Annotated in this window: 21 protein-coding genes and 1 pseudogene; 11 read left to right on the top strand and 11 right to left on the bottom strand. The window is 68.3% G+C overall.

The genetic code is table 11. The features are described 5' to 3' along the window. Nucleotides 1-38 precede the first annotated feature (38 nt). A complete protein-coding gene (locus QH290_RS21570; RefSeq protein WP_280384739.1) occupies nt 39-800 on the top strand; it encodes an SDR family NAD(P)-dependent oxidoreductase in 762 nt (253 codons plus the stop codon). On the opposite strand, the gene QH290_RS21565 is transcribed toward QH290_RS21570, so the two are convergent. The 4 genes from QH290_RS21565 to QH290_RS21550 all read right to left on the bottom strand — a co-directional run bounded on the left by QH290_RS21565 (nt 790) and on the right by QH290_RS21550 (nt 3,675). Beyond that, the gene (locus QH290_RS21565) at nt 790-2,118 is read right to left on the bottom strand and encodes a hypothetical protein (RefSeq protein WP_280384736.1); all 1,329 of its coding nucleotides are present in this window, start codon (nt 2,116-2,118) and stop codon (nt 790-792) included. The genes QH290_RS21570 and QH290_RS21565 overlap by 11 nt on opposite strands. After that, nucleotides 2,118-2,339: a hypothetical protein gene (locus QH290_RS21560; RefSeq protein ID WP_280263427.1), complete on the bottom strand. Its 222-nt coding sequence runs from the start codon at nt 2,337-2,339 to the stop codon at nt 2,118-2,120. Before QH290_RS21560 ends, QH290_RS21565 begins: the two co-directional genes overlap by 1 nt. Before the next feature lie 157 nt (nt 2,340-2,496). Continuing rightward, nucleotides 2,497-3,201, bottom strand: a complete 705-nt coding sequence (locus QH290_RS21555; RefSeq protein WP_280384733.1) for an alpha/beta fold hydrolase — start codon at nt 3,199-3,201, stop codon at nt 2,497-2,499. 129 nt (nt 3,202-3,330) lie between these two features. Beyond that, nucleotides 3,331-3,675 (bottom strand): DUF1844 domain-containing protein, encoded by a 345-nt coding sequence (locus tag QH290_RS21550; RefSeq protein ID WP_280263431.1) that lies wholly within the window; start codon nt 3,673-3,675, stop codon nt 3,331-3,333. 405 nt (nt 3,676-4,080) lie between these two features. On the opposite strand from QH290_RS21550, the gene infC reads away from it, so the two are divergent. The 4 genes from infC to QH290_RS21530 all read left to right on the top strand — a co-directional run bounded on the left by infC (nt 4,081) and on the right by QH290_RS21530 (nt 6,512). Then, nucleotides 4,081-4,749, top strand: coding sequence for a translation initiation factor IF-3 (gene infC / locus QH290_RS21545; RefSeq protein ID WP_280263478.1), 669 nt, complete (start codon nt 4,081-4,083; stop codon nt 4,747-4,749). 68 nt (nt 4,750-4,817) lie between these two features. After that, entirely contained in the window at nt 4,818-5,012 is a 195-nt protein-coding gene (gene rpmI, locus QH290_RS21540) for a 50S ribosomal protein L35 (protein WP_280263433.1), read from the top strand. A gap of 87 nt (nt 5,013-5,099) precedes the next feature. Next, nucleotides 5,100-5,480 (top strand): 50S ribosomal protein L20, encoded by a 381-nt coding sequence (rplT, locus tag QH290_RS21535; protein WP_024803921.1) that lies wholly within the window; start codon nt 5,100-5,102, stop codon nt 5,478-5,480. Nucleotides 5,481-5,597: 117 nt separating this feature from the next. Continuing rightward, nucleotides 5,598-6,512 carry a TrmH family RNA methyltransferase gene (locus QH290_RS21530; protein WP_425303633.1) on the top strand — a complete coding sequence of 305 codons (915 nt, stop codon included), beginning with the start codon at nt 5,598-5,600 and terminating at the stop codon, nt 6,510-6,512. Between the two features lie 32 nt (nt 6,513-6,544). Here QH290_RS21530 and QH290_RS21525 read toward each other — a convergent pair whose 3' ends face one another. Next, a complete protein-coding gene (locus QH290_RS21525; RefSeq protein WP_280263438.1) occupies nt 6,545-6,832 on the bottom strand; it encodes a hypothetical protein in 288 nt (95 codons plus the stop codon). Then, nucleotides 6,801-7,781 (bottom strand): alpha/beta fold hydrolase, encoded by a 981-nt coding sequence (locus tag QH290_RS21520; protein ID WP_280263440.1) that lies wholly within the window; start codon nt 7,779-7,781, stop codon nt 6,801-6,803. The genes QH290_RS21525 and QH290_RS21520 overlap by 32 nt, the downstream gene beginning before the upstream one ends. A 79-nt stretch (nt 7,782-7,860) precedes the next feature. Here QH290_RS21520 and QH290_RS21515 point away from each other — a divergent pair, with 79 nt between their 5' ends. Next, a complete protein-coding gene (locus QH290_RS21515; RefSeq protein WP_280263483.1) occupies nt 7,861-8,475 on the top strand; it encodes a winged helix-turn-helix transcriptional regulator in 615 nt (204 codons plus the stop codon). 19 nt (nt 8,476-8,494) lie between these two features. Here QH290_RS21515 and QH290_RS21510 read toward each other — a convergent pair whose 3' ends face one another. The 4 genes from QH290_RS21510 to QH290_RS21495 all read right to left on the bottom strand — a co-directional run bounded on the left by QH290_RS21510 (nt 8,495) and on the right by QH290_RS21495 (nt 14,466). After that, nucleotides 8,495-10,648, bottom strand: a complete 2,154-nt coding sequence (locus QH290_RS21510) for an arylsulfatase (protein ID WP_280384731.1) — start codon at nt 10,646-10,648, stop codon at nt 8,495-8,497. A gap of 145 nt (nt 10,649-10,793) precedes the next feature. Continuing rightward, complete coding sequence (locus tag QH290_RS21505; RefSeq protein WP_280384729.1) at nt 10,794-13,253, bottom strand: MFS transporter; 2,460 nt, start codon at nt 13,251-13,253, stop codon at nt 10,794-10,796. Nucleotides 13,254-13,378: 125 nt separating this feature from the next. Continuing rightward, entirely contained in the window at nt 13,379-13,585 is a 207-nt protein-coding gene (locus QH290_RS21500; protein ID WP_280263444.1) for a DUF397 domain-containing protein, read from the bottom strand. Beyond that, the gene (locus tag QH290_RS21495) at nt 13,582-14,466 is read right to left on the bottom strand and encodes a helix-turn-helix domain-containing protein (protein WP_280263446.1); all 885 of its coding nucleotides are present in this window, start codon (nt 14,464-14,466) and stop codon (nt 13,582-13,584) included. The genes QH290_RS21500 and QH290_RS21495 overlap by 4 nt, the downstream gene beginning before the upstream one ends. A 241-nt stretch (nt 14,467-14,707) precedes the next feature. Here QH290_RS21495 and QH290_RS21490 point away from each other — a divergent pair, with 241 nt between their 5' ends. Beyond that, nucleotides 14,708-14,902 (top strand): hypothetical protein, encoded by a 195-nt coding sequence (locus QH290_RS21490; protein ID WP_280263448.1) that lies wholly within the window; start codon nt 14,708-14,710, stop codon nt 14,900-14,902. Nucleotides 14,903-15,088: 186 nt separating this feature from the next. Here the strand turns inward: QH290_RS21490 and QH290_RS21485 are convergent, their stop codons facing one another. Continuing rightward, nucleotides 15,089-15,658, bottom strand: coding sequence for a TetR/AcrR family transcriptional regulator (locus QH290_RS21485; RefSeq protein ID WP_280263450.1), 570 nt, complete (start codon nt 15,656-15,658; stop codon nt 15,089-15,091). Nucleotides 15,659-15,812: 154 nt separating this feature from the next. On the opposite strand from QH290_RS21485, the gene QH290_RS21480 reads away from it, so the two are divergent. The 4 genes and pseudogenes from QH290_RS21480 to QH290_RS21465 form a co-directional block, all read left to right on the top strand. Continuing rightward, nucleotides 15,813-17,234 (top strand): MFS transporter, encoded by a 1,422-nt coding sequence (locus tag QH290_RS21480; protein ID WP_280384728.1) that lies wholly within the window; start codon nt 15,813-15,815, stop codon nt 17,232-17,234. A 30-nt stretch (nt 17,235-17,264) separates the two neighbouring features. Beyond that, nucleotides 17,265-17,783: a DoxX family protein gene (locus QH290_RS21475; protein ID WP_280263454.1), complete on the top strand. Its 519-nt coding sequence runs from the start codon at nt 17,265-17,267 to the stop codon at nt 17,781-17,783. A 32-nt stretch (nt 17,784-17,815) separates the two neighbouring features. Next, complete coding sequence (locus QH290_RS21470; RefSeq protein ID WP_280384726.1) at nt 17,816-18,541, top strand: TetR/AcrR family transcriptional regulator; 726 nt, start codon at nt 17,816-17,818, stop codon at nt 18,539-18,541. A gap of 11 nt (nt 18,542-18,552) precedes the next feature. Beyond that, a pseudogene (locus QH290_RS21465) lies at nt 18,553-18,754 on the top strand (hypothetical protein); the annotation flags it as partial.

Below are 18,754 nucleotides of genomic sequence, written 5' to 3'. Positions count from 1 at the left end.
CGCTGCCGTCCGAGCCATCCGATGCCTGAGGAGCCGCCGTGCCATCGTCACCGAACTCGTCCGACCGCGGTGCGCTCGTCACCGGCGCCGCGGGCGCGCTCGGCCGGGCCATCGCCCGCCGCCTCGCCGCCGACGGCCGCCCGATCGCCGCCCTGGACCGCGATCGCGCCGCGCTGGCGGAAACGGTGCGGCTGATCGAGGCCGCCGGTGGCACGGCGCGCGCCTACCCGGTCGATCTGCGAGACGCGGCGGAGACCGGCGCGGCGATCACCGACGCGGGTGATCGGTTCGGCCCGCTCGGGGTCGCGGTCAACAACGCCGCGATCTATCCCGCGCGACCGTTCCTCGACGTCCCACTCGCCGAGTACGACGACGTCCAGTCGGTCAACCAGCGTGGCTACTGGATCGTGGCGCAACTCGCCGCCCGGCAGATGGACGGGCACGGCGGCGCGATCGTCAACATCGCCTCCATGACCACCCACGGCGGCTGGGCGGACCTGGCCGCCTACGTCGCGACGAAAGGTGCCGCGGCGGCCCTGACCAAGGCACTCGCCCGCGAACTCGGTCCCCGGGAGATCCGCGTGAACTGTGTCTCTCCGGGCGCGTTCCCGACAGCGGCGGAGGCCGCGCTACATCCGGATCCGGCCCCCTACAACGCCTTCGTGCTCGAACATCAAGCCCTGCAACGGCGCGGCAGGCCCGAAGAACTCGCCGCCGTTGTCTCCTTCCTCGCCGGATCCGACGCCTCCTTCGTCACCGGCCAGACCATCGAGGTCAACGGTGGCTGGGTCATGACCTGACGGTCAGAATCGCGGGCGGCCCCGTGGTGGCGCCGAAATCCGTGGTGCCGGGGCCGTGGCGGCGCATTTGGCGGCGGCGGAAGAAGACTTCCTCTACCGAGACGGTGGGGATCGCGGCGCGGAGGATGTTCAGGCGGGGGTCGGTCGCGCGCTCGTCGAGGTGGCGTTGCAGGGCGGTGCGGCGTTCGGCCGGAAGTCCGGCCCAGATCGCGCCGATGCGGGCCTGGACGTCGGCGTCGGCATCGGCGATGAGGTCCAGCAGTTTCGGCCACAGGCCCGCCTCGGTGGCGCGCTGGGGTAGCTGCCCGACCGTGGGTTCGGGGAGGCGGGACAATAGTCGTGCGAGGGTTCGCTTGCTGCCGCCGTCGAGGCGCACCCCGAGTTCCAGCAGGCCGCGCCAGCTGTTCGCACCGGCGTGGCCGTCGAGGGCGCCGACCAGGCTTGTCAGCGTATCCGTCTGGGCGACAGTGGGATTCGCGGCCATCCGGTCGAGCGACACCGGGCCGAGATGGCCGGTGAAGGTGAGTAGCTCGGTGTTCACGCCCATGCGTCCGGCGTTGGTGACGAGCGTGCCGATCGAGGACGCCGATCCGATGCTGAACACGATGTCGCCCACCGCGGCGATCACGTCGGGATCACACCTGGCGAAGACGGACAGGGCTGCCGACTGCAATTCGGGCGATCCGATGAGCACGGTGTGCACCATGCGTGGGACGCGCTGTGCCGGTCCGGCGAGCAACTGACGGATTATCGCGCTGACGGCCGTGCCGGAGTAGGCGAAGGCGGCCGAGAAGATCAGGCCCTCGTCGTCGTGCACGCCGTGTTCGACGGCGGCGATGAGGCGCGGGGTGGCGGCGGCGAGAAACGGCCCCGCCGTGACATAGTCGCGGCGGCGCAACACCTCGTTCACGACCTGGATCACCGATTCCGTCGGCGCCACCTCCGCCACCATGCCGACCGTGCGCGGATCCAGATACGGCGCGCAGTCGGCCACATAGGACGTGCGCAGCAGGGTGAGCGTCTGGGTTGCCTTGTTCGGGTGGTCGATACCGACGGCACCGGCCGCCCGCCCGGTCATCATCGGCGGCACGATCCGCTGCACCAGCGGCATCGAGATGGTCAGCGGAATGAACGGGACCAGTTTGCTGATCCGCCGGAAGGTTTCGGCATGTTCGTCGAAGATCACCGCCGCCATCCGCTGCTGCAGATCGTGCAGGTGATCGGCGCCGAGGCGTTCCAGATGGGCGAGTCGATGCGGCGACACGTGCAGGGTGCGAGCCAGCAGGATGATCTGGGCGCGGGTTACCAGCTCACTCATCAGACGACGTTGTCCCCGAACATGATTCGCTTCGTTACTCCGCGTAGCGGTTTCGGCAGCGCGCCGATCATCCCGTCGATCGATTCGGCGAGCGCGAACCGCTCCTGCTGCCGGGCTGCCTGGAACAGCGCGAGCAGGTCGGCGATCTCCCCGTCGGACAGCTGGTCCAATGCCGCCGAGGGGCCGCGCATTTCGTGTTCGAGATCTCGTCTGGCGGTCATCCTGCTCCTGATACTCGCCCCTTGGCAGCTGTGTGTACCCCCGAAGACATCCGTCGAATCATACGAGGGGTCGCCGCGGATGTATTCAGAAATGGGCGAATTCCACTACGCACCAAGCGGAAGCCGCGCGGATAGGGGTGCACTCACAACGGGCGGCTCAGCGGTTGGCGACGGTGTGAATGAGCTCGGTCAGTTCGGCGGGCCGCGACCACATCGGCCAGTGGCCGGTGGGGAGGTCGATGTATTCCGCGTCGATGCGGGCCAGCTCGGCGAACATGGGCAGTTCGCCCGCGTCGCGCAGCTGCCGCACCGTGTCCGACGGGTAGCTGGTGCAGATGATCGTCGCCGGAATCGCCAGGCGCGCCCGGGAATCGCCGAGTTTCAGCGGGGCGCCCGCGATGCTCGCCGGTTGCGACACCGCCCGCTCCCGGAATCGGGCCAGGGCCGCCTCGTCGAGTCCCTCGATGCTGTTGCCGGTGGCCTGCAGCTGCGGCCAATCCGGCAGCGGGAGTTCGCGCGCCGAACCCAGCCCGGTGAGGACGGTGTAGCCGTCGGGCATCGGCGCCGTATCCACATAGACGGTGCGCGAAAACCGTTCCGGTGCAATATCGGTGGCGAGATAGGCGGGCAGCGCGCCGCCCGAGTGCGGCACCAGCACCACCGGAGCATCGGGACCCGCGGCGTCGAGGATCGCCCGCGCCTGCGTCTCGAAGGTCGCCGACAACCGGTCCGGATCGTCGGGATCGAGGCCCGGCAGCGTGAGCGCGTGCACCTCGTTCCCGCGCTGCCGCAGCCCCTCGGCCACCTCGTCCCACGCCCACGCGCCGAGCCAGAAACCGGGTACAAGCAGAATCCGCGCCATCCGCCGAGCATGTCACGGCAGCGCCGATGGCGCGAGGCTGTGCCTGCGCGGGGTCACAGTGCTGTCGGACCCGCGGTGCTGTCGGACTCGGAGCACGCGCCGGAGATGCGGGCGGCACGATGCCACCGCTCAGTACACAGGCCCCGTGTACTTCTCGCCGGGCCCCTTCCCGGGCTCGTCCGGGTGGGCCGAGGATTCGCGGAACGCGCGCTGCAGGGACTGCAGGCCGTCGCGGATCGGCCCGGCGTGCGGCCCGAGGTATTCGACGGAGGCGGTGACCAGGCCCGCGAGCGCGGTGATGACGCGGCGGGCCTCGTCCAGGTCGCGGCGGGGGCTGGTGTCGGGATCGTCGTCGGCCAGTCCCAGCTTCTCGGCCGCCGAACTCATCAGCATCACCGCCGCGCGGCTGATCACCTCGACGGCGGGGACGTCGGCCAGCTCCCGCACCGCATCATTCGACGACACCTCACTCATGCCCGGTAGCATCCCATTCCGGACCGATGTGCCTGGTCGCGGGGGCGGGCGATTGAGAGTTGCGGCCGGGCGGATGTTAAGCTGTGGCTCGACGACCGCCCCGTATCTGTCCCACGGCAGCTTCGGGGCCGTAAGTGGAGCCCGACTCCCACCGCCAAGCCGGTACACCGCGGTAGCGATACAGCGACACGCCAGGCTCGACGGTCCGGTCGCCCATCGGACACCGATGGGTTCCTCGTGCGGGGTTTTCCCAGCGCAGGGTCGATGCGGAGGGTATGTGCATCGGCGATCGGTCGACTCGGGCCCCGTGGCGGTGAAATACCGCACCGGGGCTTTCGTGTTGGATATGGGGTTGCAGTTATAGCGCGCGGTCGTTGGACGACACCGCTTGACCTAGGAGGCCCCATCAGCACTGAGACCCGCATCAACGATCGCATCCGCGTGCCGGAGGTCCGACTCATCGGACCAGGTGGCGAGCAGGTGGGGATCGTGCGTGTTGAAGATGCACTACGCGTCGCGCAGGAGGCAGATCTCGACCTGGTCGAGGTCGCGCCGGATGCGCGTCCGCCGGTCTGCAAAATCATGGACTACGGCAAGTTCAAGTACGAGACCGCGCAGAAGGCGCGCGAGTCGCGGAAGAACCAGCAGCAGACCGTGATCAAGGAGCAGAAGCTCCGTCCCAAGATCGACGACCACGACTACGCGACCAAGAGGGGCCATGTGATGCGCTTCCTCGAGGCTGGGTCGAAGGTCAAGGTGACGATCATGTTCCGCGGTCGTGAGCAGTCGCGACCCGAGCTCGGCTTCCGGCTGTTGCAGCGACTGGCTTCCGACGTGGCCGACCTCGGCTTCGTGGAGACCTCGGCCAAGCAGGACGGCCGGAACATGACGATGGTCCTCGCGCCGCACAAGGGCGCGAAGACGCGGGCGACAGCGAAGGCGCAGCAGCAGACGGCGTCGCAGCGACCCGCCGCGCCGGCCGGGGGCGGTTCCGCCCCGGCGCCCGGCCCGAGGCCGACGCCCGGGTCGAACCCGGCGCCCGCCCCGGAGGCCGAAGCGGCCACACCGCAGTAGAACCGATACAGCACCGGGTGGCAGCGTGATTTGCGCTGCCTCCGGCACGAGACAGATTTGAGGAATCCATGCCGAAGATGAAGAGCCACAGCGGTGCCTCGAAGCGATTCAAGGTGTCCGGCAGGGGCAAGCTGCTGCGCCAGCAGGCCAACCGCCGCCACAATTTCGAGTACAAGTCCAGCCGCCGGACTCGTCGTCTGGACGGCACGGAGGTCGTCGCGAAGGCCGACGTCGCTCGCGTCAAGAAGCTGCTCGGTATCTGAGTAAGCCCCGCGATCCGTCCCGCACGGACGCCATCCCCGACCATTTCGGGCGCCGCGAGCGCCCCTCGATCGAACAAGGACTGACCAGTGGCACGCGTCAAAAGGGCCGTCAACGCTCAGAAGAAGCGCCGTAGCATCCTCGAGGCCTCCAAGGGTTACCGCGGGCAGCGCTCGCGGCTGTACCGCAAGGCCAAGGAACAGCAGCTGCACTCGCTCACCTACGCCTACCGGGACCGCCGGGCGCGCAAGGGTGATTTCCGCAAGCTGTGGATCGCCCGCATCAACGCGGCGGCCCGCGCCAACGACATCACCTACAACCGCTTCATCCAGGGCCTGAAGGCCGCCGGTGTCGAGGTGGACCGCAAGAACCTCGCCGAGCTGGCGGTGTCGGACGCCGAGGCGTTCGCCGGTCTGGTCGCCGTGGCGAAGGCCGCGCTCCCGGCCGACGTCAACGCCCCGGCTGCGTGATTCGCCCGCGCAGGGCTGATTTTATAGCGACCCGCGGACCGCACTCCTGCCGGAGTGCCCTCCGCGGGTCGTTGCGATCTGGGCTGTGTTCGCGGTCTCGTCGACGGATGGGTGATCGTGGCTGATTCGATCGACTGGCGGAATCCGAGGGTTGTGGCGGCGGTCAAGCTGCATCGGGCGCCGCAGCGGCGGAAGACCGGGTTGTTCCTGGCCGAGGGCGCGAATTCGGTTGCGGCGGCGTTGGATACCGGGCGTGTGGAGGAGCTGTTCTTCTCCGGGCGGGCCGCCGAGCGGGAGCACGAACTGGTGGCGACCGCGGCCGCGCTGGGGGTGCGGACCACGCCGGTGAGCGATCGGGCGGCGGAGATGCTGGGGGAGACCGTGACGCCGCCGGGGTTGGTCGCGGTGTGCCGACTGGTCGATGTGCCACTGCCGCAGGTGCTTTCGGGAACGGTGTCCAGAACGAGTGCCGCGGCCGCCGGTGTCGGCGCGGCAACCGATGTAAGCTCCGGCGCCGCTTCCCCGCGGCTACTCGCCGTGCCGGTGGAGATCTCGGATCCGGGCAATGCGGGCACGCTGATCCGCGTCGCCGATGCGGTCGGCGCGAACGGCGTTGTGCTGGCCGGTGATTCGGTCGACCCGCACAACGGCAAATGCGTCCGCGCCTGCGCCGGAAGCCTTTTCCACGTGCCGATCGCGCGGGAGCGGGATATCGACGCGGTGCTGTCGGGGCTGCGGGAGGCGGGCATCACGGTGCTGGCCACCACGGCGCGTGGCGAGGTCGACCTCGACGACGCCGACGCCATCCTCCGCGACGGCGACGGCGCGAGCGGATTCACCGGTGTCGCATGGCTGTTCGGCAACGAGGCGCACGGCCTCGACCCCGCCGTCGCCGCCCGCGCCGACCACCGGATCCGCATCCCCATCCACGGCCGCGCCGAGAGCCTGAACCTCGCCGCCGCGGCAGCCATCTGCCTCTACGCGAGCGCGCGAGTGCAGCACGCGCCGAACAGGTTTCGCCGCAGTCCATAGCGGCAACGGCGCGGACTTGCGGATCCGAGCCGTCATTCGAAGGTCACGGCGCGCAGACGGGACGTGTACTGGGCCGCTCTCTCCAACGCGTCGCGGGCGGCATCCAACTCGATCAGCGCTTCCTCCAACACTTCCCGCGCACCGGCGACACAGTAGCCCGGGGTGGTCAGCGCTCCGGCTCCGACGGTATCGATGACCGAACCCGACTCCGGCAGAGCCGTATACCCCTCCGATAGTTCCGCGACCGCGCGGCGCAGCTCGCTCGCCCGCGCCACCAACTGCTCGCGCCTACCCTCGAGCTCGATCGGATCCACCACCATGCACCCAGTCTGCACCAGCAGGCGGCCGCGGCGCCGAGAGGTCCGGCTCGCCCGCACGACCGGCGGGGTGCGTCGCTGCCCAGTCGCGGAAGGCGGTGACGAATTCCTCGGGGGCGTCGGATTCCACGTAGGTGCCTGCGCCCCTGGCGATTACCGTCTTGTGGTCGGGGAAGGTGGCCTCCAGGCGTTCGCGCTCCTCGCGGCGGAAGGCGATGTCGGCGTCGCCCCAGACGATCAGTGTCGGTAGGTGGGCGAGGCGGGGGAGGCCCGCCTCGACCTCGGTGAAGAAGGCCCGGCTGGCGAGGACTCGGCCGGGGAGTACGGCGGAGGCCTGGCGTCGTTCGGGGGTGTCCAGTGCGCGGCGGTAGTGGTCCATCTCGGTCGCGGTCGGCTTGCGCCGTCGGTGGCCCGTGGGGATGAACGTGTTGACGAGCAGGTTCAGCCGCCGGATCAGCCAGCGGCTCGGAGGATTGCCGAGGATGCGGGAGAAGGCCTCGAAGTGGAGGACGCCGTTGGTCGGCCAGGCCCAGGTGTTGGCGAGCACCAGCCGATCGAACACGCCCGGGCGCCGCTGCGCGGTGGCCAGGCCGATGGTGCCGCCCCAGTCCTGCCCGACCAGCGTGACTCCCTCCAGGCCGAGCGCGTCGACGAACGCGGTGACGACGTCCGCGTGCTCCTCGGGCAGGTAGCGGTAGCCGGGCTTCGGCGTCGACAGCCCGAAGCCCGGGTAGTCGAGGGCGATGCACCGGTAGTCGCCGCGCAGCGCGCGGATCACGTCGCGCCAGAGGAACGACCAGGTCGGGTTGCCGTGCAGGAACAGCAGCGTGGGACCGGACCCCTCGTCGACGTAATGCACTGTGTGCCCGTCGATTTCGAGGAAGCGGCTCTCGAACGGGAACAGGCTGTCGTCGACCCAGGCGGGCCGCACGCTTTCGGTGGTGTCGGCCATGGCGGCCCCTCTCGGCTCGGCTCGTACTGTAGGCTTGAGTTTGTCAAGTGAACTTGAGAAGGTCAAGTAGAAGGATATGATGCGTAGCTACGGCCAGTTCTGCGGGCTCGCCCGGTCCCTGGAGGTCGTCGGTGATCGGTGGAATCTGCTCATCGTCCGCCAGCTCCTCATCGCCCCCGCCCGCTACCGGGACCTGATCGACGGCCTCCCCGGCATCGCGACCAATCTGCTCGCCGACCGGCTCCGCGATCTCGAGGCCGCAGGTGTGGTCGAGCGGCGACTGGCAGGCAACGTGGTCGAGTACGCGCTCACATCGTGGGGTGCCGACCTGCGCGAGCCGATCGACAGCCTGATCCGCTGGTCCACGCCGCTGATGCTCCGCGGTCCCGACGGCGACGCCTTCCGTCCGGAGTGGCTCGCCCTCGCGGTCCCCGCCCTGCTCGATGCCCGGGTCAAGGTCCGCCGCGCGGCGACGGTCGGCCTCGAGGTAGGCGAGCCCCTCCAACTCCGCGCGACGCGTTCGGGTTTCGAGGTCGGCCCCCAGGACGGCCGTACCCTCGACGCCACCCTCCGCGCCGACCCCGCCTACATCCTCGGCTTGGCTGCCGGAGCCCTCACCCTCACCGACGCCCGCGCCCTCGGCCTGGAGGTCGACGGCGACGAGTCCATCGTCCGCACGGTCTTCGCCGCCTGACGGGTCGCGGGGCTGTTGATCAGTCGCGCTGGTACATGGCGGCGAGTTCGCGTTCGTAGTCGAGCGATGTGTCGTCACCGGCGGTGACGACGACGCTGGTGAGGGTGGCGCCGGTGAGGGGGAAGGGGCCGGTGTAGTCGGCGCTGACGGCTTGTCCGCGGTCGCGGCCGATGTTGGAGCCTTCCCCGGTGAGGGAGAAGTAGCCGGGTTGAACCTTGATGGTGGCGCTGGCGGCGACGTCGTGGCCGATCCGCAGGGTGGCTGTGCCGGTCGGGGAAGGGCCGTCGGTGCCGGATTTGTGGAAGTCCACGCCCACGACCACGTGTCCGGTGGGCAGCGGGGCGGGCGTGGGGACTTCGGCGGTGCCGGGGAACAGTTCCATGCGCCCGGCTTTGCCTGCGACGCTGGGCTGGTCGAGGAGGGCGAGGTCGGCGGCGGTGCGGTCGTCGAGGGGATAGCCGTGGTACTTCTCGGCTTGCTGCTCCCAGTGTTGCTGTAGTTCGGCGAGTTTCCCGGGGTGGGTGTCGGCGAGGTTGTGGAGCTGGTTGCGGTCCTGTTCGAGGTGGTAGAGGCACCAGGTGTCCTGGTCGAAGTGTGACCAGCCGCTGGGTGCCGGTGGATGCACGACGTTGGCGTGCCAGCCGTCGGCCCAGATCGCGCGGGTGCCGAAGATGGAATAGAACTGGGAGTGCTTGGGCGAGGGCGCGTCCGGGTCGCGCAGCACCGCGGCCATGCTGACGCCTTCGAGCGGGCTTTGCGGAACCGACCGGATCGTGTCCGGGGCGGTGATGCCGAGCAGATCGTAGATGGTGGGGACCACGTCCATGGCGTGCAGGTAGTGGTCGCGGATCTCGCCGCGTGCGTTCAGGCCGCGGGGCCAGGACATGATCATCGGCTCGGCGGTGCCGCCCTCCCAGGCAGCGTTGATCTTGTACATCTTGAACGGGGTGTTGAACGCCATGGCCCAGCCGTTGGAGAAATGCGGGTGGGTGGTCTCGCCGCCGAGTTCGTCGAGCAGTTTCAGGTTCTCCTCGACATTCTCGGGAACGCCGTTGTACCAGCGGTTTTCATTGACGGAGCCGTTCTGCCCGCCCTCGGCGGAGCAGCCGTTGTCCGAGATGGCCACGATGAGGGTGTTGTCGAGTTGGCCGGTGTGTTCGAGGTAGTCGAGCAGTCGACCGATCTGGGCATCGGTGTAGGAGGCAAAGCCCGCGTACACCTCGGCTTGGCGGATGAACAGGCGCCGTTGCGCGTCGGTCAGCTCGTCCCAGGGCTGGACGATGTCGGAGATCGGCCAGGGTGTGCCATCGGCGCTGGTCCGGTCGGCGAGGGGATTGATGTCGGGCAGCTGCACGTCCTCGGGGATCAGGCCGAGCTGTTTCTGGCGGGCCAGCACGGTCCGGCGATACTGCTCGTAACCGTCGTCGAAGACGCCGCGGTAGCGGTCGGCCCACTCCCGGAACACGTGGTGCGGGGCGTGGCAGGCGCCGGGGCAGAAGTACATCATCCATGGTTTGCCCGGCGCGGTGGCGCTGGAGTCGGCGAGGAACTCGATCGCGCGGTCGGCGAGATCCTTGGACACGTGATAGCCCTCCGCGGGGGTGGCGGGCGGGTCGATCTGGTGGTTGTCGTACCAGAGATCGGGATACCACTGGTCGGTCAGGCCGCCGAGAAATCCGTAGAACCGGTCGAATCCGCGTTGCAGCGGCCAGGTGCGTTTCGAGGCGCCCATCGACATCTCGGTCGCCGGGGACAGATGCCATTTCCCGACGGCCATCGTGTTGTAGCCGCGTTCGCGCAGCACCTCGGAGATGAACCCGTTCTCCGGCGGGATCAGGCACGACGAGTTGGGGAATCCGTCGGCGAACTCACCCACCACGGTCATGCCGTTCGTACCGGCGCTACGCCCGGTCAGCAGGCACGACCGGGTCGGCGAACACAGTGCGGTGGTGTGGAATTGGGAAAAGGTGATTCCGGTCTCGGCCAGGCGCCGCATGTTCGGCATCTCGATCAGCCCGCCGAAGACGTCCCACGATCCGTACCCCATGTCGTCCCACACGATGTAGAGCACGTTGGGCGCACCGTCCGGCGCGGACGGCTCGACGTAGGGCGTCCAGTCCGGCACCGAGTCCCGGACGTCGTGGGCGATCTTCCCGGCGAACCGTGCGGTCATGACCTACTCCCAATCCCTCGGACGATGTATCCCGGCGAACCCGATCGCGGCCTTGCCCAGCGCCGAAATCACCGTAGGCGGGCGCGACGAACGCCACTTCACCCAACGCGGGCGAAATGGCGGTCTCGTATTCGGCGCCGCTGAACTATTCGGCCGGGTAGGACAGGTCGATGTCGTGGTCCTCGGGGTGGCCGGGGTGGAGGGTGATCGTGGTGGTTGTTTCGGGGTAGCCGGAGGCGATCACCATGTAGTCGCCGGTGCCGAGGTTGGTGAAGGCGTAGGTGCCGTCGGGGGCGGTGGTGGTCGTGCCGACGACGGCGCCTGCGGCGTCGATGAGGGTGACGCGGGCGTCGCCGAGGGGCCCGTGCGGGGCCTGGACGGTGCCGTGGAGCCGGGCGCCGCGGCGCAGGGCGAGATCGAGGTGGGTGATGCCCTGTCCCTGCACCTCGGCGGAGACGGCCAGCGGCTGGAATGCGGTGGCGTTCACGGCCACCGTCACCGGACCCGGAATCAGTTCGGCCAGTTCGTATTTCCCGTCCGCGGTGGATGAACCCGCGGCCATCACCTCGCCGCGGCTGTCGGTCACGATCACCACGGCGTCCGCGACCGGCGTCCCGTCGTCGGCCGCGCGCAAGGTGCCGGTCAGTCCGTTCATGCCGCTGAGCCGGAAGTCGTGGCCGAGCGCACGCCCCGCCACGGTGATCGGCGCCGCCTGCGGCTGATACCCGTCGGCGGAGGCGATCAGCACGAAGGAACCGGACGCCGGAGCGTCCACGGCGAAGCTGCCGTCGGCCAGCGCGATAACCCGCCCGACCTGACCGCCTTGCGGCGAGATCAGCGTGAGCGCGGCTCCGGGCAGCGGCGCGCCATCACCTGTCCGGACGTAACCGTGCACCGGAATACCGTTGTCGCCGAAGGGGATATCGCCCGAGGGCGAGTGGCCGTGCACCGGGGCGTTGCCTGACGGTGAAAGCCCTTGCCTCGCGGCGTTGTGACCTTCCGTTGTGGCGCTGTGGTTTGGGGTGTCCGCCTCGGCTACCGAGGCGCTGGACGTGCGCAGGGCCACCTCCTTGATGAACAGCGTCAGCAGGAAGGCGATGAAGGCGATGGGGGCCGCGTAGAGGAAGACGTCGGCGATGCCGTGGCCGTAGGCATCCTCGACGACGGTGCGCACCGGCGCGGGGAGGATCGCCATATCCGGCAGCTCGCTGCCCGCATTGCCGCCCATGGCCTGTGCGGCGTCGGGCCCCAGCTTGCCCAGGCCGCTGGTGATGTGGTCGCGGACCTGTCCGGCCATGACCGCGCCCAGGGCGGAGACGCCGATCGCGCCGCCGAGCGAGCGGAAGAAGGTGACCAGGGAGCTGGCGGCGCCGAGGTCCTGCACCGCGACCTGATTCTGCGTGCAGAGCACCAGATTCTGCATCATCATGCCGATGCCCAGGCCCATGAGTGCCATGTAGAGGGCGACCAGCCAGTAATCGGTGTCGTAGCGGATGCTGCCCAGCAGCCCGAGCCCGGCGGTGAGCAGCGCCGCGCCGCCCACCAGCCACGCCTTCCAGCGGCCGGTCCGGGTGATGATCTGGCCGGAGATCGTCGAGGCGACGAACAGTCCCGCGATCATCGGAATCGTCATGACGCCGGACATGGTCGGCGACTTGCCCCGCGCCAGCTGGAAGTACTGGCTGAAGAACACGGTCCCCGCGAACATCGCGGTGCCCACCATGAGCGAGGCCGCCGACGCGAGGGAGATGGTCCGGTTGCGGAACAGCCGCATCGGCACGATCGGCTCACCGGCCCGCAACTCCACGAGCACGAACAGCACTGCCAGCACCAGGGATCCGGCCACCATGGCGGCGGTCTGCCAGGACAGCCAGTCGTACTTGCTCCCGGCGAAGCTGACCCAGATGAGCAGCAGGCAGACCGAGGCGGTGACCAGGAACGCGCCCAGCCAGTCCACCTTGACCTCGCGCCGCAGCACCGGCAGGTGCAGCGTCTTCTGCAGGACCAGCAGGGCGATCAGCGCGAACGGCACGCCGACGTAGAAGCACCAGCGCCACCCGAGCCAGCTGGTGTCGGTGATGACACCGCCGAGCAGCGGACCGCCGACGGTGGCCACGGCGAACACCGCGCCCAGGTAGCCGCTGTACCGGCCGCGTTCGCGCGGCGCGATCATCGCCGCCATCACGATCTGCGCGAGGGCCGACAGCCCGCCCGCGCCGATACCCTGCACCGCGCGGCACGCGATCAGCATCCCGGCGTTCTGCGACAGCCCGGCCACGACCGATCCCGCGATATAGATGAGCAGCGCGATCTGGACCAGGGCCTTCTTGCTGTAGAGATCGGCGAGCTTGCCCCACAGCGGGGTGGCGGCGGTCATCGCGAGCAGCGCGGCGGTGACGACCCACGTGTAGGCGGTCTGCCCGCCGCCCAGCGTGCCGATGATCTTCGGCAGCGCGGCGGACACGATCGTGGAGGAGATGATGGCGGCGAACATGCCGAGCAGCAGCCCGGACAGGGCCTCCATGATCTGCCGGTGCGTCATCGGCGCCTCGTCCGGCGGAGCCGTGGGCGCGTGCGCGGTCTCGCTCGCGGTGATTGTGGCCATCTGATCTCTGTTTCTCGATTAAGTGAGCAAGGTAAACAAGTTGGTTGTTGCAGCTAACTATATCGAGAGTGTGGCGCACTGTCACATACGGCCGCCGTGTCGGAAGCCGGTGAGGTGGGTGCAGGTCAGGCGAGGTCGAGCTTGCCGGTCCGGACGCTCGCGGTGAATGCGTCCCAGTCGGTGGGGGAGAAGACGAGTGCCGGGCCGGTGGGGTTCTTGGAGTCGCGGACGCCGACCATGCCGTGAGCTAAGTGGGCGACCTCGACGCATTCACCGCTCGGTTGGCTGCGGCTGGATTTGAACCAAGCTGCGCCGCAAAGGTCCACGTTCATTCCGCGTACTCCCTAGCAATCGACACGATGAGGTCATAGCTGGACTTCTCATCCAACGCTATACGTCGGATGTGGCCGATTGCATCCCGATACCTGGCGACTTCGTCCTCTCGTTCCAGGTACGCAGCACCTGTGAAGCCCTCCACGAAAACCACTGGTGGTTCCGTGAGCCTCGTGGACGGGAGCGGCGGAAATTCCAGCAGCACGAACGAACCACAAACTGCGCCAATAGGATTCGTGGCACCGAACGGAACGACTCTGATCGATACGCCCGACAGGTTGCCGACCTCGAGCAGGTGGTTTACCTGATCGCTCATCACGGAGATGCCTCCGGTCCGCTGCCGCAAGATCGCCTCGGAGATCAGGAAGCTGACTTCGAACTGTGGGTCCGTGAGCCTATCCTGCCTGCGCATCGCAAGCTCGATCCTTCTCTCGACCTCGTCAGGACTGACCGCCGGATTCTCGGCCCAGATCAGTTGCCGTCGGTACGCGGGTGTTTGCAGCAGACCCGGCATGAGACTGAGTTGCAGGGTGGTCATGCGCCGAGCGGCCTGCTCCAGGCTCATGTAATGGTCGAAGCCGGTACTCAGTTCGTCTACATACGCTCGCCACCAGTTTCCATCGGACTTACGGGCAGCTCGCACCTCCTCCGCCAGCGTCAGCAGCAACCTTCGTTCCTCGTCGCTCACTCCCAGCTTGTCGCAGATGGCATTCAGCACGAGGTTGGTGATGTTGTGTTTCTGCCCGTCTTCGAGGCGGCCGTAGGTTTGGGGCGATGTCTCTACGGCTTTGGCGACGGCATTCTGTGTGAGTCCGGCGCGTTCGCGATACTTCTGCAGTTGCCGTCCGAGGGCCCTGCTGGAAAGAGTCGATCCGGCCATTCCTTAGCCTCGCTATCCAATAGTATGAATTTTGGAAGACGCCATCATGGAACCGGGAGAGAATCACGGCAGTCCGGCCGTGCAGGAACTTCCACCCCGTCGATCCGGAGCGTATCACTGTAAACGTCCGGTAGCCGTGGAATCGCCGCCGATTCGCCAAGTGCCCCTTGCGATTTGAATTCGGTACATCCACGGCTTCCGGTCGGTCAGATGTCCGCTCGAATCAGGGAGTTGATGGGAAGTGTCTGCACCCTACGGCCTTCCGGTGACCAACCACGCGGCGATACCGGTGATGACCGTCGAGTATGCGCACGTGGTGATGCAGATCCACATGGAATGCCCGATCTCGGTGTGTCCCTTGAAGTCTCAGGCCCGGCTCCGGCTGGTCGAGGCGGGCCACCTGGCCCCGGCCGATCGCCCGAAAATGGGGTACTGACATGGTATTCCGGAGAATAGCGGGCGCGTGTCGTGAGTTCCGATCCCCGTTTGGGGAATCCACGGGCGTTTACCCGAAGGGGAGGTCGCAGTGAACCGGCGGAGTAGGTTGTTCGAGTTTCCTGGTGGAGTATTCGAATACACCGAATATGACGACGAGGCGGAGGAGGACTCGGGGTGGGAGGAGTCATTCCCCTTCTATGCAGGTGATGATTTCCTGGGCCCAATCGGTGGAAATGGCGCCGGGCCCGATGACCTGCATGGCGCTCATGACGGTGATGAGCATGCCGGTGGCGAGGAATCGCTGGGTCTCGTCGGCGGAGGCGCCGGTGAGCTCGCGGATCAGGCGGTAGATGCCGCCGAAGCGGTCGCGGATGCCGTCGCCGATGGCCGGATCGGAGCTGGCGGCGAAGCCGTGCAGCAGGACGAGGAGTAGTTCGCGGTCGGCCAGGAATACGTCGTAGCCCCGGCCGAGGGCGTCCATCGCCTCCTCGGGGCTCGCGTCGGGGGCTGCCGCGGCGCGCGCCGACCGGAAGACCTCCTCGATGCGGTCGCACACCCGGGTCGTGGCGGCGACGAACAGCTGCTGCTTGCTGCCGAACAGCCGGATCACATACGGCTGCGACACCCCGGCCAGGCGGGCGATCTCATCGGTTCTGGTTGCGGCGTAACCGGTTCGGGCGAAGGCGGTGACGGCGGCATCCAGTACCTGGCTACTGCGCTCGTGTGCGGTCAGGCGGGGCCTGCTCGAGGTCACCGTTGTCCTCCTCGTGTCGTCGCGCCGATGGTATCGGCCGTGGCCGCGTCGCCCGGCTCCGGTGCGTCGTCGCCCGGCCATTGACATGTTATCAGTCAATGCATACTCTACTCGCATCAAGTTATCAGTGGATAACAACAAGGAGTTTCGCATCATGACCACCCCCGTCGCCACCTCGAGATCGGCCGATGCGGTCGATACGCGCCGCAGACCACCGCTCGCCGCCGTGCTCATCGCCGTCGGCCTCCCCACCTTCATGGTCACGCTGGACAACCTCGTGGTCACCAACGCGCTGCCGGTCATTCGCACCGAGATGGGCGCCTCGCTCGGGGACCTGGCCTGGTTCGTCAACGCCTACACGCTGGCGTTCGCCTCGCTGCTGCTCACCGCCTCCGCGCTGGGGGACCGGCTCGGGCGGCGCCGGGTGTTCCTGGCCGGGATCGCGGTGTTCACCCTCGCCTCGGCGGCGTGCGCGCTGGCCACCGAGCCGTGGATGCTGATCGCCGCGAGGGCCGTGCAGGGGCTGGGCGCGGCGGGAGTGATGCCGCTGTCGCTGACGCTGCTGTCGGTCGCGGTGCCCGAGCGGATGCGCAGCGCGGCGATCGGGATCTGGGGCGGCATCACCGGGCTCGGTGTCGCGGTCGGACCGGTGGTCGGCGGGGCGGTCGTCGACGGCCTCAGCTGGCAGTGGATCTTCTGGCTGAACGTGCCGATCGGCGTGGTCGTGCTGCCGTTCGTGGCGCGGGTGCTCGGCGAATCCTTCGGTGGCAGTAGGAAGTTCGATCCGCTCGGGCTGGTACTGGCGTCGGGCGGGGTGCTGGCGGTGGTGTGGGGCGTGATCCACGGCGCCGACGACGGCTGGACCTCGGGCCCGGTGCTGACCGCGCTGATCGCGGGTGGGGCGCTGCTGGTGGCGTTGATCGCCTGGGAGCTGCGGGCGCCGGAGCCGATGCTGCCGCTGCGGCTGTTCCGCTCGCGGGCGTTCCGGGTGAGCAATACGACCACCTTCACCTTCTCGGTCGGGGTCTTCGGCTCGATCTTCCTGCTGGCGCAGTTCTTCCAGGTGGTGCAGGGCTATTCGCCGCTGGCGGCGGGCGTGCGCACGCTGCCCTGGACGCTGGCGCCGATGGTGGTGGCGCCCATCGCGGGCCTGATCGTCGACCGGGTGGGCGCGCGGACACTGCTCACCACCGGTCAGGTCTTCCTGGCCGCGGCGCTGGCGTGGATGGCGGCGGTGACCACCGCCGAGGTCGGCTACGGCTCCTACGTCTTGCCGTTCGTGCTGGCGGGCATCGGCATGGGCCTGACCTTCGCGCCGAGCGCGACCGTGGTGATGGCCAGTGCGGCACAACGGGATCAGGCCATGGCCTCGGGCACCAACAGCACCATCCGCGAGGTCGGGGTGGCGATGGGTGTCGCGGTGCTGGCGTCGGTATTCGCCTCGCGCGGTTCATATGTCAGCCCGCAGAGCTACGTCGACGGTCTCGTGCCCGCGGTCTGGGCCGGTGCGGGGATCGTCGCCTTCGGCGCGCTGGTATCGACCCTGCTGCCGCGCCGGATCGAACAGGCGCACTAGGCGTCGGGCCGAGAGTTCAAGGAGGACAACATGTTTCAGACACTCATGCTGATGGTCGTACCCACCCTGCTGTTCCGCGCGCTGGGCGCACTCGGCGTGCGTCGCTTCGCCACCTGGCGCGTCGCTCTCGCCCACGGCCTGGCGGTGCTGCTCCTGTTCACCGGGGCGGCGCATTTCGTGCCCGACAGCGTCGAGGCGATGCCCAGCCATGACGACCTGACCGCCATGGTCCCCGCGGCACTGCCGTTCCCCGGTTTCCTGGTCTACCTGACCGGTGTGCTGGAACTGCTGGGGGCGCTGGGGCTGGTCGTGACCAGAACGCGTGCCGCGGCCGGACTGGGCCTGGCCGTGCTGTTCGTCCTGATGGTCCCGGCGAATATCTATGCGGCAGTGGAGGATATCCCGCTCAACGGCGATCCGGCGACACCGCTGTGGTTCCGGCTTCCGGAACAGGTCGTGTACATCGCTGTCGCGCTGTGGAGTTCGGCCGCCGGTGCGGTGCTGGTCCGGTATTCCGAGCGCCTTCGACCGCGGCGCCTGACTAATTGACGAAATTTCGAATCTGGTCATATATTGGCTACATGGTCGGCGAGACACGTGTGAGGACCGCGGCGGCGCGGCGGGAGCGGGCGGAGCGCATCCTCGACGCCGCCGCCGACCTGCTGCTGCGGCTCGGCTACCGGCGGGCCACGGTGGACGATGTCGCGGACCGGGCGGAGATCGGAAAAGGCACCGTCTACCTGCACTGGAAGACCAGGGAGGAACTGTTTCTCGCGGTGCTGCAGCGCGAGGTGGTGGCCTCGATGGATCAGCTCGTGGCGGCGCTGGAAGGCGACGCGGCGGTGGCGGTGCTGCACCGGCTGACCGAGGTGCACTTCCTGAACGTCATGCGGCGGCCGCTGCTGCGGGCGCTCTACACCAGCGACGCCGGTGTGCTCGGAAGGCTCGCCACCGCCCTGCACGCGCGGCAGGGCGAGCGGCACCACGAGGCATTCGACGACTACCTGCGGCTGCTGGCGGACAACGGGCTCCTCCGCGACGATCTGCCGATTCGCGAGATCTCCTACGGCTACCACGCGATCCTGCACGGCTACCTGAGTGCGGATTCCTACGACCGAGGCGACCTGTCCACCGGTGATCTTTCCCTGGAGGGCAAGGCCCGGCTGCTGGCCACCAGCGTGCGGCGCACGTTCGAACCCGCGGCGAAACCGTCCGGCAAGGCGGTGCGGGAGATCGGTCCCCGAGTTGTCGCACTGTTCGCCGAGGCGGCCGATCTCGGTCGCGCACAAGTACATACGAAGAATTGAACGGAGCGGGCATGCGCATCGGAATGCTGATCCACGAACAGGGCACCACCGTGAACGACCTGGTGGCGCGGGCCGGTGAGGCGGCGAAGGCGGGCATCCGCCGCGTCTGGCTCGGCCAGAACTTCGGCTGGGACGCGGTAACCGCCCCGGCGGGGGTCGGGCGGGGGGTTTACCTAGCAGTACAATTACCTTACAGGCTGGAGGTGCTGCGCC

The sequence above is a fragment of the Nocardia wallacei genome (assembly GCF_029869545.1).
GTDB lineage: Bacteria > Actinomycetota > Actinomycetes > Mycobacteriales > Mycobacteriaceae > Nocardia > Nocardia wallacei_A.
The sequence above is the reverse complement of the archived record's forward strand: the minus strand, read 5'-3'. Positions and strand labels throughout refer to the sequence as shown.

Bases quoted from the DNA above. Each gene is read 5' to 3' on its own strand.
- QH290_RS21495 (WP_280263446.1), bottom strand. From the start codon at position 14,466: ATGGCCGGATCGACTCTTTCCAGCAGGGCCCTCGGACGGCAACTGCAG.
- QH290_RS21520 (WP_280263440.1), bottom strand. From the start codon at position 7,781: ATGGCCGACACCACCGAAAGCGTGCGGCCCGCCTGGGTCGACGACAGC.
- QH290_RS21560 (WP_280263427.1), bottom strand. From the start codon at position 2,339: ATGACCGCCAGACGAGATCTCGAACACGAAATGCGCGGCCCCTCGGCG.
- QH290_RS21525 (WP_280263438.1), bottom strand. From the start codon at position 6,832: ATGGTGGTGGATCCGATCGAGCTCGAGGGTAGGCGCGAGCAGTTGGTG.
- QH290_RS21555 (WP_280384733.1), bottom strand. From the start codon at position 3,201: ATGGCGCGGATTCTGCTTGTACCCGGTTTCTGGCTCGGCGCGTGGGCG.
- QH290_RS21505 (WP_280384729.1), bottom strand. From the start codon at position 13,253: ATGGCCACAATCACCGCGAGCGAGACCGCGCACGCGCCCACGGCTCCG.
- QH290_RS21510 (WP_280384731.1), bottom strand. From the start codon at position 10,648: ATGACCGCACGGTTCGCCGGGAAGATCGCCCACGACGTCCGGGACTCG.
- QH290_RS21480 (WP_280384728.1), top strand. From the start codon at position 15,813: ATGACCACCCCCGTCGCCACCTCGAGATCGGCCGATGCGGTCGATACG.
- QH290_RS21550 (WP_280263431.1), bottom strand. From the start codon at position 3,675: ATGAGTGAGGTGTCGTCGAATGATGCGGTGCGGGAGCTGGCCGACGTC.
- QH290_RS21475 (WP_280263454.1), top strand. From the start codon at position 17,265: ATGTTTCAGACACTCATGCTGATGGTCGTACCCACCCTGCTGTTCCGC.
- QH290_RS21500 (WP_280263444.1), bottom strand. From the start codon at position 13,585: ATGAACGTGGACCTTTGCGGCGCAGCTTGGTTCAAATCCAGCCGCAGC.
- QH290_RS21515 (WP_280263483.1), top strand. From the start codon at position 7,861: ATGCGTAGCTACGGCCAGTTCTGCGGGCTCGCCCGGTCCCTGGAGGTC.
- rpmI (WP_280263433.1), top strand. From the start codon at position 4,818: ATGCCGAAGATGAAGAGCCACAGCGGTGCCTCGAAGCGATTCAAGGTG.
- QH290_RS21565 (WP_280384736.1), bottom strand. From the start codon at position 2,118: ATGAGTGAGCTGGTAACCCGCGCCCAGATCATCCTGCTGGCTCGCACC.
- QH290_RS21470 (WP_280384726.1), top strand. From the start codon at position 17,816: ATGGTCGGCGAGACACGTGTGAGGACCGCGGCGGCGCGGCGGGAGCGG.